This is a genomic window from Paraburkholderia sp. TE9906, from assembly GCF_056279605.1.
Genome location: NZ_JBWCCT010000003.1, coordinates 486,137 through 498,558, shown reverse-complemented (window position 1 = coordinate 498,558; position 12,422 = coordinate 486,137). Strand labels below are relative to the sequence as shown.

Annotated in this window: 10 protein-coding genes and 2 pseudogenes; 8 read left to right on the top strand and 4 right to left on the bottom strand. The window is 62.1% G+C overall.

Features of this window, described 5'->3' with window-relative positions:
- Positions 1-299 precede the first annotated feature (299 nt).
- From ACZ9H4_RS10060 to ACZ9H4_RS10040, 5 genes are all read left to right on the top strand, one after another.
- Entirely contained in the window at positions 300-3,161 is a 2,862-nt protein-coding gene (locus tag ACZ9H4_RS10060) for a 2-oxoglutarate dehydrogenase E1 component (RefSeq protein ID WP_408154346.1), read from the top strand.
- Positions 3,162-3,300: 139 nt separating this feature from the next.
- Entirely contained in the window at positions 3,301-4,575 is a 1,275-nt protein-coding gene (gene odhB, locus ACZ9H4_RS10055) for a 2-oxoglutarate dehydrogenase complex dihydrolipoyllysine-residue succinyltransferase (RefSeq protein WP_408142938.1), read from the top strand.
- Between the two features lie 150 nt (positions 4,576-4,725).
- On the top strand, positions 4,726-6,156 hold the full coding sequence (lpdA, locus tag ACZ9H4_RS10050) for a dihydrolipoyl dehydrogenase (RefSeq protein WP_476118933.1): 1,431 nt from the start codon (positions 4,726-4,728) through the stop codon (positions 6,154-6,156).
- An 89-nt stretch (positions 6,157-6,245) separates the two neighbouring features.
- A complete protein-coding gene (zapE, locus tag ACZ9H4_RS10045) occupies positions 6,246-7,343 on the top strand; it encodes a cell division protein ZapE (RefSeq protein WP_408154344.1) in 1,098 nt (365 codons plus the stop codon).
- Positions 7,344-7,513: 170 nt separating this feature from the next.
- The gene (locus ACZ9H4_RS10040) at positions 7,514-7,975 is read left to right on the top strand and encodes a transposase (RefSeq protein WP_408142943.1); all 462 of its coding nucleotides are present in this window, start codon (positions 7,514-7,516) and stop codon (positions 7,973-7,975) included.
- A 148-nt stretch (positions 7,976-8,123) separates the two neighbouring features.
- On the opposite strand, the gene ACZ9H4_RS10035 is transcribed toward ACZ9H4_RS10040, so the two are convergent.
- Together ACZ9H4_RS10035 and ACZ9H4_RS10030 are read right to left on the bottom strand one after the other, a co-directional pair.
- Positions 8,124-8,609, bottom strand: a complete 486-nt coding sequence (locus ACZ9H4_RS10035; RefSeq protein ID WP_121318598.1) for a DUF2147 domain-containing protein — start codon at positions 8,607-8,609, stop codon at positions 8,124-8,126.
- Positions 8,610-8,863: 254 nt separating this feature from the next.
- Positions 8,864-9,388: pseudogene (locus ACZ9H4_RS10030) on the bottom strand (hypothetical protein); the annotation flags it as partial.
- Positions 9,389-9,394: 6 nt separating this feature from the next.
- On the opposite strand from ACZ9H4_RS10030, the pseudogene ACZ9H4_RS10025 reads away from it, so the two are divergent.
- Together ACZ9H4_RS10025 and ACZ9H4_RS10020 are read left to right on the top strand one after the other, a co-directional pair.
- Positions 9,395-9,878: pseudogene (locus tag ACZ9H4_RS10025) on the top strand (sigma 54-interacting transcriptional regulator); the annotation flags it as partial.
- 48 nt (positions 9,879-9,926) lie between these two features.
- A complete protein-coding gene (locus ACZ9H4_RS10020; protein ID WP_408142985.1) occupies positions 9,927-10,649 on the top strand; it encodes a DUF2968 domain-containing protein in 723 nt (240 codons plus the stop codon).
- Between the two features lie 337 nt (positions 10,650-10,986).
- Here the strand turns inward: ACZ9H4_RS10020 and ACZ9H4_RS10015 are convergent, their stop codons facing one another.
- Entirely contained in the window at positions 10,987-11,190 is a 204-nt protein-coding gene (locus tag ACZ9H4_RS10015) for a hypothetical protein (protein ID WP_408326091.1), read from the bottom strand.
- 279 nt (positions 11,191-11,469) lie between these two features.
- On the opposite strand from ACZ9H4_RS10015, the gene ACZ9H4_RS10010 reads away from it, so the two are divergent.
- Positions 11,470-11,667, top strand: a complete 198-nt coding sequence (locus ACZ9H4_RS10010; RefSeq protein ID WP_408326088.1) for a hypothetical protein — start codon at positions 11,470-11,472, stop codon at positions 11,665-11,667.
- Between the two features lie 32 nt (positions 11,668-11,699).
- Here ACZ9H4_RS10010 and hfq read toward each other — a convergent pair whose 3' ends face one another.
- On the bottom strand, positions 11,700-12,209 hold the full coding sequence (hfq, locus tag ACZ9H4_RS10005; RefSeq protein WP_408142990.1) for an RNA chaperone Hfq: 510 nt from the start codon (positions 12,207-12,209) through the stop codon (positions 11,700-11,702).
- Positions 12,210-12,422 lie beyond the last annotated feature (213 nt).

Sequence of the window (12,422 nt, the reverse complement as noted above, 5' to 3'; positions counted from 1 at the left end):
GGACGTGTTGCATGCGGTTGCCGCGGCTCATCGCCTATTCGTCCCCGTTTCCGCAGAATACTATTGCGCGCTGCGAAACCAGTGCCGAGATCGGTCGTGAAAGCCCGTCGCAACGGGCTCGGGCGACAATCCGTCTGCTATCTGCGTCATTCGTTCTGTGATATGCTCCCCGGGTGCAAAGTTTTAGGTCCTTCCAAGCAAGACTTGATTCGCGCAATCCGCTAAACGGTCAGGCCGTGTCGCGGAAGGTTCTGTAACCCGCTATTTCTCGAGAAACTCGAAGAAAGGTGAGCGTAAAAATGATGAAGCAATTCCAGTCGAACTCTTATCTGTTCGGCGGCAATGCTCCGTACGTAGAAGAAATGTACGAAGCGTATCTCGATAATCCGGCGTCAGTGCCCGAGAACTGGCGCAGCTATTTCGACGCGTTGCAGAACGTTCCTGCATCGGATGGCAGCAATGCCAACGACGTGGCCCATGGCCCGATCGTCGAATCGTTTGCTCAACGGGCCAAGGCTAATGCCTTCATCCCGCGCACGGCTGCCGGCGGCGAAGATCTCGCAACCGCCCGCAAGCAGGTTTATGTGCAGTCCCTCATCGGCGCATATCGCTTCCTCGGCTCGCAATGGGCCAATCTCGATCCTCTGAAGCGCCGCGAACGTCCCGCTATTCCCGAACTTGAACCCGCGTTCTACGACTTCACCGAAGCCGACATGGACCAGGAGTTCAGCGCAACGAATCTGTATTTCGGATTCGAGCGTGCGTCGCTGCGCGAGATCGTCAAGGCATTGCGCGATACGTACTGCGGCACGATCGGCGCCGAGTACATGTACATCAGCGATCCGGAACAGAAGCGCTGGTGGAAGGAGCGTCTCGAGTCGATCCGCTCGACGCCGAACTTCACCAAAGAAAAGAAGAAGCACATCCTGAATCGCCTGACGGCCGCTGAAGGCCTCGAGCGTTTCCTGCACACCAAGTACGTCGGCCAGAAGCGCTTCTCGCTCGAAGGCGGCGAAAGCTTCATCGCGTCGATGGACGAAGTCGTGCGTCACGGCGGCGCCAACGGCGTTCAGGAAATCGTCATCGGCATGGCTCACCGTGGCCGTCTGAACGTGCTGGTCAATACGCTCGGCAAGATGCCGGCCGACCTGTTCGCCGAATTCGAAGGCAAGCACGTCGACGACCTGCCGGCCGGCGACGTGAAGTATCACAAGGGTTTCTCGTCGGACGTCTCGACCGAGGGCGGCCCGGTTCACCTGTCGCTCGCGTTCAACCCCTCGCACCTCGAAATCGTCAACCCGGTGGTCGAAGGTTCGGCGAAGGCCCGTATGGACCGTCGCGGCGACGACAGCGGCCTGCAAGTGTTGCCGGTGCAGATTCACGGCGACGCGGCTTTCGCGGGGCAGGGGGTCGTGATGGAAACGCTGAACCTCGCGCAAACGCGCGGTTACGGCACGCACGGCACGCTGCACATTGTCATCAACAACCAGATCGGCTTCACGACGTCGGACCCGCGCGACTCGCGCTCCACGTTGTACTGCTCGGATGTCGTCAAGATGATCGAAGCGCCGGTGCTGCACGTGAACGGCGACGATCCTGAAGCGGTCGTTCTGGCGACGCAACTGGCGATCGATTTCCGAATGCAGTTCCACAAGGACGTCGTCGTCGACATCGTCTGCTTCCGCAAGCTGGGTCACAACGAGCAGGACACGCCGGCGGTCACGCAGCCGCTGATGTACAAGACGATTGCGAAGCACCCGGGCACGCGCGCGCTGTACGCCGAAAAGCTGGTGCAACAGGGCGTGATCACCGCGGAAGAAGGCGACGAATTCGTCAAGGCTTACCGCAAGGCGATGGACGAAGGCCATCACACGATCGACCCGGTGCTCTCGAATTACAAGAGCAAGTACGCGGTCGACTGGGTGCCGTTCCTGAACCGCAAGTGGACCGACGCAGCCGACACGGCTGTGCCGCTCGCCGAACTGAAGCGCCTCGCCGAGCGCGTCACCACGATCCCGGAAAACTTCAAGGTTCACCCGCTGGTCGAGCGCGTCATCAACGACCGTCGCGCGATGGGCCGTGGCGAAGCGAAGCTCGACTGGGGCATGGGCGAACACCTGGCATTCGCGTCGCTGGTCGCATCGGGCTATGCAGTGCGCCTGACCGGTCAGGACTCGGGCCGCGGCACGTTCACGCACCGTCACGCGGTGCTGCACGATCAGAACCGCGAACGCTGGAACGACGGCACCTATGTGCCGCTGCAGAACATCGCCGACGGTCAGGCGAAGTTCACGGTGATCGACTCGGTGCTGTCGGAAGAAGCGGTGCTGGGCTTCGAATACGGCTACTCGACCGCTGAGCCGAATACGTTCGTCGCATGGGAAGCGCAGTTCGGCGACTTCGTGAACGGCGCGCAAGTCGTGATCGACCAGTTCATCTCGTCGGGCGAAGTGAAGTGGGGCCGCGTGTCGGGTCTCACGATGCTGCTGCCGCACGGCTACGAAGGCCAGGGTCCGGAGCACTCGTCGGCGCGCATCGAGCGTTTCCTGCAACTGTGCGCAGACCACAACATGCAGGTCGTTCAGCCGACCACGCCGGCGCAGATTTTCCACCTGTTGCGCCGGCAGATGATCCGCCTGTTCCGCAAGCCGCTGATCGTTGCGACGCCGAAGTCGCTGCTGCGTCACAAGGAAGCCGTGTCGGATCTGTCGGAACTGGCGAAGGGTTCGTTCCAGCCGGTGATCGGCGAAACCGACGAGACCATCGACGCGAAGAAGGTCAAGCGCGTGGTCGTCTGCTCGGGCCGCGTGTACTACGACCTGCTCGCGCATCGCCGCGAATCGAAGTCGAACGACGTCGCGATCGTCCGTATCGAACAGCTCTATCCGTTCGCGCACAAGCAGTTCGAAGCGGAAATCAAGAAGTACGACAACGCGACCGAAGTGGTCTGGGTGCAGGACGAGCCGCAGAATCAGGGCCCGTGGTTCTACATCGAGCACCACCTGAAGGAAGGCATGAAGGAAGGGCAGAAGCTGGCATACAGCGGCCGTCCGGCTTCGGCCTCGCCGGCAGTCGGCTACTACGCGAAGCACTACGAGCAGCAGAAGGCGCTGGTCGAAGGCGCTTTCGGCCGCCTCAAGAGCGCGTCGATCGCTAAATAAAGAACAGACGAACCGGGAAGGCGCGCTGCGCTTTCCCGCGCCGCGTCCGGTGATCCGGTAAAGGGTCATCCGCGGTCATGGTTCGCAGGCGGTCGTCGTTCCCCGCGCCGTCACCCGATACGTATTCAGGATATTCATAATGGCTATTGTTGAAGTCAAGGTTCCCCAGCTGTCCGAGTCGGTCTCGGAAGCCACGATGCTGCAGTGGAAGAAAAAGCCCGGCGAGGCTGTTGCTGTTGACGAAATTCTCATCGAAATCGAGACCGACAAGGTCGTGCTCGAAGTGCCGGCACCCTCGGCCGGCGTGCTCGCGCAAATCATCTCGAACGACGGCGACATCGTCGTCGCCGATCAGGTGATCGCGAAGATCGACACGGAAGGCACCGCAGGCGCCGCCGCTGTCGAGGCTGAAGTCAAGCCGGCTCCGGTCGCCGCTGCGGCCGCCGCACCGGCACCGGCTGCGCAAGCCGCTGTCGCCACGGGTTCGAACACCGCTGCTTCGCCGGCTGCCGGCAAGCTGATGGCGGAGAAGGGCCTGTCGTCGGGCGACGTCGCCGGCACCGGCCGCGATGGCCGCATCACCAAGGGCGACGTGCTGACCGCGGGCGCCCCGGCTGCCAAGGCAGCGCCGGCACCGGCTGCCGCACCGAAGGCTGCGAAGCCGTCGCTGCCGGACGTCAAGGCGCCGACATCGGCCGACCAGTGGCTAAAGGACCGCCCGGAACAACGCGTGCCGATGTCGCGGCTGCGTGCGCGTATCGCCGAGCGTCTGCTCGAGTCGCAGCAAACCAACGCCATCCTGACCACGTTCAACGAAGTGAACATGGCGCCGGTGATGGACCTGCGCAACAAGTACAAGGACAAGTTCGAGAAGGAACATGGCGTGAAGCTCGGCTTCATGTCGTTCTTCGTGAAGGCGGCGGTTCACGCGCTGAAGAAGTTCCCGCTGGTGAACGCGTCGATCGATGGCAACGACATCGTCTATCACGGCTACTTCGACATCGGTATCGCCGTCGGTTCGCCGCGTGGCCTGGTGGTGCCGATCCTGCGCAACGCGGATCAGCTGAGCCTCGCCGACATCGAGAAGAAGATCGCCGAGTTCGGCCAGAAGGCGAAGGACGGCAAGCTGTCGATCGAAGAAATGACCGGCGGTACGTTCTCGATCTCGAACGGTGGTGTGTTCGGTTCGATGCTGTCGACCCCGATCATCAACCCGCCGCAATCCGCCATTCTGGGCGTGCACGCGACGAAGGAACGCGCTGTGGTCGAAAACGGCCAGATCGTGATCCGTCCGATGAACTACCTGGCGCTGTCGTACGACCACCGTATCATCGACGGCCGCGAAGCGGTGCTGTCGCTGGTCGCGATGAAGGACGCGCTGGAAGATCCGGCTCGCCTGCTGCTCGACCTGTAATCGCCGTCCCGGCGCCGCCGGCTTGTTCGTCTGGTTGATATCAGGCAAGTCGGCGCCATCTGAGCAGTACGTCTTTAGCATTCCGCAGTACAGGAACGGCACGCGCCACGAAACGTGGCCGCGCGCCGTTCCGTCATCGAAAGGATTGTCATGTCCAAAGAATTTGACGTCGTCGTGATCGGCGCAGGCCCTGGCGGTTATATCGCCGCCATCCGCGCAGCGCAGCTCGGCAAGACCGTCGCATGTATCGAAAAATGGAAGAACCCTGCCGGCGCGTTGAAGCTCGGCGGCACGTGCCTGAATGTCGGTTGCATTCCGTCGAAGGCGCTGCTCGCGTCGTCGGAAGAGCTTGAAAACGCATCGCATCACCTCGCGGACCACGGCATTTCCGTGGACAACGTGAAGGTCGATATCGCGAAGATGATGGCCCGCAAGGACGGCATCGTCGAGAAGATGACCAAGGGCATCGAATTCCTGTTCCGCAAGAACAAGATCACGTGGCTCAAGGGCCACGGCAAGTTCACCGGCAAGACGGACGCCGGCGTGCAGATCGAAGTGAGCGGCGAAGGCGAAACCGAAGTGGTCACGGCAAAGAACGTGATCATCGCGACGGGTTCGAAGGCGCGCCATCTGCCGAACATTCCGGTCGACAACAAGATCGTCGCCGACAACGAAGGCGCTCTGGCTTTCGACACGGCTCCGAAGAAGCTGGCCGTGATCGGCGCTGGCGTGATCGGTCTGGAACTGGGTTCGGTGTGGCGCCGTCTGGGCGCGGAAGTGACCGTGCTCGAAGCGCTGCCGGAATTCCTCGGCGCGGCTGACCAGGCACTCTCGAAAGAAGCGGCCAAGCAGTTCAAGAAGCAGGGTCTCGACATCCAGGTCGGCGTGAAGGTCGGCGAAGTCAAGACGACGGACACGAGCGTCTCGATCGCCTACACGGACAAGGACGGCAACGCGAAGACGATCGACGCGGACCGCCTGATCGTGTCGATCGGCCGCGTGCCGAACACCGACAACCTCGGTCTCGAAGCGATCGGCCTGAAGGCCAACGAGCGCGGCTTCATCGACGTCGACGATCACTGTGCGACGGCGGTGCCGAACGTGTACGCGATCGGCGACGTGGTGCGTGGCCCGATGCTCGCGCACAAGGCTGAAGACGAAGGCGTGCTGGTCGCGGAAATCATCGACGGTCAGAAGCCGCATATCGACTACAACTGCATTCCGTGGGTGATCTACACCGAACCGGAAATCGCGTGGGTTGGCAAGACGGAACAGCAGCTGAAAGCGGAAGGCCGCGAGGTCAAGACGGGCCAGTTCCCGTTCATGGCGAACGGCCGCGCGCTCGGCATCAACAAGGCGGATGGTTTCGTCAAGATGATCGCCGACGCGAAGACCGACGAACTGCTCGGCGTGCACATCATCTCGGCAAACGCATCGGACCTGATCGCGGAAGCCGTGGTGGCGATGGAATTCAAAGCGGCGTCGGAAGACCTCGGCCGCATTTGCCATCCGCACCCGTCGCTGTCGGAAGTCATGCGCGAAGCGGCGCTGGCCGTCGACAAGCGCGCGCTGAACATGTAATCACGCGCACGCCTGACTGAACGTACTCTGGCATCACCACAAAGGCGGGCGGGTTCAATCCCTCCCGCCTTTCTTTTTGCAGCAACACCATGAACGTCACCGAATACTACGAGAAAGAACTGCAGACGCGCGGATATCAATCGGACCCGGCGCAACGCGCGGCGGTCGACCGGCTGCAGCGGTGCTATGAAGAGTGGGTCGAGTACAAATCGCGCCGCTCGAATGCGTTCAAGAAACTGATCAATCGTCCGGACCTGCCGCGCGGCGTGTACATGTGGGGCGGCGTCGGGCGCGGCAAGAGCTTCCTGATGGACAGCTTCTACATGATCGTGCCGCTGCATCGCAAAACACGTCTGCATTTCCACGAGTTCATGCGCGAAGTGCATCGCGAACTGGAAGACCTGAAGGGCATGGCCGATCCGCTCGACGAGCTGGCGCGCCGGATTGCGAAGCGCTACCGCCTGATCTGCTTCGACGAATTCCACGTGTCGGACATCGCCGACGCGATGATCCTGTACCGTCTGCTCGACAAGTTATTCGAGAACGGCGTGCAGTTCGTGATGACGTCCAACTACGATCCGGACACGCTGTATCCGGACGGCCTGCATCGCGACCGCATGCTGCCGGCCATCGAGCTGATCAAGGAGAAACTCGACGTGATCAACGTCGACGCGGGTATCGACTACCGGCAACGCACGCTGGCGCAGGTGGAGGTGTATCACTCGCCGCTCGGCGCCACCGCCGACAAGGCGTTGCGCGACGCGTTCGCGCGCCTCGCCGCGGTCCCCGACGAAAGCCCGCTCCTGCACATCGAGAAGCGCGAGTTGAAGGCGCTGCGCCGCGCGGACGGCGTCGTGTGGTTCGACTTCGCGACGTTGTGCGGCGGCCCGCGCTCGCAGAACGACTACCTCGAACTGGCGAGCCGTTTTCACGCGGTGATCCTCTCCGGCGTGCCGCAGATGTCGGCGCGTATGGCCTCGGAAGCGCGCCGCTTCACGTGGCTGATCGACGTGTTTTACGACCACAAGGTGAAGCTGTTGATGTCCGCGGCCGTGCCGCCCGAGCAACTGTATGTCGACGGCCCGATGGCCAACGAATTTACGCGCACGGTGTCGCGGATTGTCGAGATGCAGTCGAAGGAGTATCTCGATACGCCGCGCCGTATTGTCGATACGTCGCTGACCTGAGTTGGTCCTGACCGGCTTCGCTCGCGCGAAGCGGAGGAGCGGCTACGTTAGATCGTGAGCCGTTCTAATCAGTCTGCTCACACGCTGTGTTTTCAAGATTCAGATTGATCTGATGTTGCCCGTGCGGGCAATTGGCTATCTTTTGTTGTTGGTCTGATAAAGGAGAAGCCATGAATCCGCACCACGATATCACTGATGAAGAATGGCAACGTGTCGCGCCGTTGCTGCCGGAACTGCGTCCGCGCTCCGAGTTGCGTGGACGGCCGCTTGCCAATACCCGTTCGGTACTCAACGGGGTACTGTGGGTCATGTACAGCGGTGCGACCTGGGCGGCTATGCCGCGCCGCTACCCTTCGTATCAAACGTGTCATCGTCGCTTCAAGATCTGGTACGAATCCGGCGTGCTCAAGCGCGTGACGGAGCAACTGCTTGGCACGGCGAGCGAAGACCTCTGTAATCTGATGGAATCGCGTATGCGCAGGCACGTGAGCGCGGCAGAGAAGCGCGCCGTAGGGGCAACCGTCCCAGCCTCCGTATCTGTTGCCGCGCCGGCCGTGTACAACCCGGCGCGAGGCAACCCGCTGCCGTCGTCGCCGTTCGCGTACACATCGCCTTTCAAGCGTGCCGCATGACGGCTTTAATGCGCCGGTTTCACCCAACAGAAAGAAACGGCCGCGCGATGGCAATCGCCGGCCGTTTCTTTTGCATTCAGCCTGACGAGCGTACGAGCCAAAGTTCAGCTGGCTGAAAACTCGGGCCAACGCTCAGCCACATCGCCCCCTATTGCTGGCGAACCCATGTCTGCGAGCGCCCCAGCAGCGCCACGCCAATATAGCCGCGCACCACCAGTTTGTTTCCACCATCTTCCAGGTGCATCTTGCACTTGTAGAGCTTGCCGTTTTCCGGGTCGAGAATCTGCCCGTGGTCCCAGCCGTCGCCGTCCTTCTTCATGTCGCTAATGATGGTCATGCCGAGAATCGGCTGATCCTTGCGCGCGTCGGTACACGCCGTGCAGCGACGGTCCGGTTGATCGTTCGCATTGAGACCCTTGATCACCTTGCCGCTCAACTGACCGCTGCCATCGTCGGTGATCTGCACGAGCGCTTTAGGCTGGCCGGTGTGATCGTCGATGGTCTTCCACGTGCCCACCGCCGTGTCGGTCTGCGCCATGGCAGTCGCGGCCCCGGCAAGCAGCACACCGGCGAGCGCGGCGTGTCGGGCCGTGCGAAGCGCGATGGCGCGGGCGCGTTGAGTGAATTGCGTCATTGTTTCCTCCTTGATAAAAGACGGCGCGATCATGGTCGCGCGGCGTTATTGGCATCTCGGGCGGTTATCGGGTGATGTCTGCCGTAATGCCTCGTCATGCCTCTCAGGTCTGGCTTCGATTCGGGCGGCGATCGGCAACGCGCGGCCTGCCTGCTGGCAGGTCGCCGACCGCATCGTCAGCGCAGAATACGTGAAAGCGCGCGCGCCGTTTGATAGGGGAGCCTCTAATCAGCGCGCGGCGCTGGCGAGGAGCGTCAATTCAACGGGTAGGAGAACGTCGCGTTGATGCGCGGGCTGCGCGAGGCGCTTTCGACCGGCGACGCGCCGGTCGAAAGCGCCACCGATAGATCGAGGCTGTAGTACTTCGCGTTCGAAATACGGAAGCCGAACGCAATCGACGAGAGCCTCGACGGCGACGGCGTGCCTGCGTGCAGATTGACGCGCGCCATATCGAACCAGATAGACGGCGTGAAGGTGCGCAGATAGGTGAAGCCGGGCGCCAACCCGCGATTGACTTCGAACATGGCGCCCCAGCCCGAATCGCCCGACGGTCCACCCGGTTGATGACCTTGCACACCAGGCTGATTGAAGTTGACTCCGACGCTGATGTCGAACGGTTTGCGCTCCACGTTCAGTTTGAGCGTGGTGGCGCCGTCGGTGTTCTGCGGTGGCGGTACGTTGGCCGCGACCTTGATGCCCGGCAGCAGGCCGAGCACGTTGATGTAACGCTCGAAGGTCGCACGCCGCAGCGGCCGGTCGGCGACGGTGTGATCGGTGATCGGTGATCGGTGATCGAGCAGAAGATTCCGTCGCTGGAGGAGCGCAGCGCGGTCGACAAGATTGCGATCTTCAAGGCGTTCATTGCACAGATCGTCGGCGCCGAGCGGCTCCCGGGGCTGCCGGTCCTGCCGTACTGACTCGCCGACGCTTATTTTCCCCGGCAACGTGCGCGAGTTGCGCAACCTGGCCCAGCGGATCTGCGTGACGGTGCGCCAGATCGGCGCGTCGGACGCGGCGCGCCTGCAGCGGTTGCTGGCGCTCGCGCGCAGCGCTCAGCCGGTGCCGGCGGAGAGTGCGGCCGAGGTGCTGATGGACCGCAGCAAATGGGACATGGCGGAACGCAACCGCGTGCTGGCCGCGCTCGATGCGAACAGCTGGCGCTGTGAGGACACGGCACTCTGCCTGGGTATCAGCCGCGAGGTAGCGGGGGAGAAGATGCGTAAGTACCAAATTTTTGATGGAGAGCCCGAAACGCGCGAAAGTGAGTAATAATCAGACGTTTTGTACTAAAACAAAAACTGTTCAAGCAGGAATTACATGGACCGAAAGTCGAAGGTACGGCAGATTGCCCTGGCCGCATTCATCGCATGGGGAGCCGCGCAAGGGGTGCAGGCTCAAGCTCAGGCGGTCGAGACCAATAGCGCGAGCGCCGCTGTCGTTTCCCAGCCGGGCACGACCACTGCGTTACCGGCCCCTGTGCCGGGCGGGCAGGCGGAGACCACAGCACTGACCCCGGACGAAAGCCGGCAGTCCGCCGCAGGCAATGTGGCGGAATTGCAGCAGATGATCCATGGGTCGGAGCTCAGCGAATTGCGCACCACCTACAACGGCAGTTATGGCGCGAGCATGCTGTTTTACGGCAAGGAGATGACGTACTACATCGCGCTGTTCCAGCAGAAAAATTTCTGGCGTGTGATCAAGACGCAGGACGCCGCGCGTGCCGACATGATTTATAAGGATTTCGTGCGTCAGACGGTGCAACTGTCGGACGTCGAGATTCGCCGCACGCAACTCGAGGCGCAGAAGGCGTTCACGCAGCGGATGATCGCGTTGTCGCAGGACCGTGCGAGCCGCTTGCAGGCCGACCTCGAGATCGCACGTCAGCAGCAGAGCATCGTCGCGACGCAGCAGGAACAGAAGCGTGCCGAAACCACGGCGCTGGCTCAGCAGAAGCTGGCCGCGCAAGACCAGTTGCGCGCCGCGCAGCGCCAGGTACGCGATCTTCAGCGTCAGCTGGAAAGCGGGCTGTCTTCGCATTGAAGGCGATGGTTTGAAGATCGTCGGATGGGAAGGGCGGGGCGGCGGTGGAGCGCCGCCTGACTCATCGGCGGGGACGCTGTTTTCGGGGTATTGCGGCGGTGGAATATTCGTCGCCTGTCAGTGCCTTCGGCGTCCTTTCCTGGTCATGCTCGCGGTGTTCGTTGTCGCCGCGGTTTCCGGTCTTCTGAAGTAGGCGTTCCCCGCGTTTGTCCGCAGGCCCCTCGGTTCACGGGGCGCTCATGCGGAATGTGTCGTCGCGCGAACGAAACGCAGACGATCTTCGGCGAGCCTGCTGCGCGTCTCGCATCTTCAGCCACTCTCCGATCACCACCGGCTTCTAATGCCGCTTCTTCCCCGTTTCCGACGACACCGCCTCGGCCGGCGCGTGATGCGGATCTGTCAAATCGACGGCAATCGGGTCGCTTGCCGGAAAGCTTTCTTCCAGCGCTTCATCAAGACGGCGATCGGCCGACTGAGCCGATTGCGGCGTTTCCATCGGCTGAGAAATCGCTTGTGATGCGTGATGCTTCTTGCTGGTCATGACATGCTCCATTAGAAGAGAGTCGACTATTCAGCATAGCGCAAGCATGCACGCGATACAGAGCGGCATCGGCATATAAACATCATTTGAAACCGCCCGGCATCGATTCGTTTTCCGTGTGTCGCCAGACAGCGAAGCGGCAAAACAAAAGCATCAGCCGGCCGCATGGCCCGGCATGGCAGAGCGCAACGTGCGAACCGGCAGCGCCCGCTCGAGAGGAGAGCCGACAGGCTCAGCCAACCACAAGGCAACGAACGAACATGGACGGGAAAACACCCTGTGCGCGCACGGCGCCTGAGCGCCTCACACGTCGTGGAAGCGGAGCTGGACCATCTGGAGTGGGCAACGAAACAACCGGCGCTGCGCATGCTGGACGCCGTGTACTGGCGCCGTCGCGTGCTGGCGGTCAAATGCGGGTTCGAGCTGACTGAGCAGCAGGTGATGCAACTGGAGAAGATTTTGCAGCGGCTCGGCTAGCCGACATCGTAGCCGAGCGCCGCGGCGGCGGTTTATTCGTTGCCGCCGTTGTTGCCGCCAACATTGCCGGAGCTGCCGCCATGATTGCCGCCGCCGTGGTTGCCGCCGTCACCGCCCGTGCCGAACAGACGCCGGCGGCGTGTCACGACCACCGGAGCGTCGGCGTTGCCGCTGTTGCGATCGGACGAAGGGCGGTCCGACGATGCGCCATACGACTCGCGCGGTTCACGTGGTTCACGCGGCTCCCGATGATCGCGGGGCTCACGCGAGCCATGCGGGCCGCGCGTGGTGTGTTCGCCATGCGAGGGACGCCCCGCGCGCGGAGCCGGACGCGTGCCGGTGTCGAGCTGGATCGTCGAGATCGCGCGCTTGTAGATGCCTTGCAGGCCGACAGGCGTGCGCAGCATCACCAGGTACTGATCGAACGACTCGATGCACCCGGTCAAGCGAATGCCGTTGACAAGGTAGATCTCGACGCGCTTTCGTTCTTTGCGCGCAGCGTTCATGAAGTCGTTTTGCGGGTGCGATTCTGCGGAAGCCATGGACAATTCAGGTTAGAAAGACGGTGGTTCGCCGCAATTCTACCCTGTGTGGGGGCAGAACGCGCCGGGTGGGCGAACTGCGTCCACTATAACGGCTTGTGCGCGCGGAAGCATCCGATAACTATTGACTGTAACGTTGAGTTACGAATCTGCTGAGCAATGGCGGAAAAAGAGGGGTGGGCCGTGCTCACGCGGAATAAATCGTGGGCTGCC

Coding starts and splice junctions, on each gene's coding strand:
- ACZ9H4_RS10035 (WP_121318598.1), bottom strand. CDS start 8,609: ATGACGCAATTCACTCAACGCGCCCGCGCCATCGCGCTTCGCACGGCC.
- zapE (WP_408154344.1), top strand. CDS start 6,246: ATGAACGTCACCGAATACTACGAGAAAGAACTGCAGACGCGCGGATAT.
- ACZ9H4_RS10040 (WP_408142943.1), top strand. CDS start 7,514: ATGAATCCGCACCACGATATCACTGATGAAGAATGGCAACGTGTCGCG.
- hfq (WP_408142990.1), bottom strand. CDS start 12,209: ATGGCTTCCGCAGAATCGCACCCGCAAAACGACTTCATGAACGCTGCG.
- ACZ9H4_RS10015 (WP_408326091.1), bottom strand. CDS start 11,190: ATGACCAGCAAGAAGCATCACGCATCACAAGCGATTTCTCAGCCGATG.
- odhB (WP_408142938.1), top strand. CDS start 3,301: ATGGCTATTGTTGAAGTCAAGGTTCCCCAGCTGTCCGAGTCGGTCTCG.
- ACZ9H4_RS10060 (WP_408154346.1), top strand. CDS start 300: ATGATGAAGCAATTCCAGTCGAACTCTTATCTGTTCGGCGGCAATGCT.
- ACZ9H4_RS10020 (WP_408142985.1), top strand. CDS start 9,927: ATGGACCGAAAGTCGAAGGTACGGCAGATTGCCCTGGCCGCATTCATC.
- lpdA (WP_476118933.1), top strand. CDS start 4,726: ATGTCCAAAGAATTTGACGTCGTCGTGATCGGCGCAGGCCCTGGCGGT.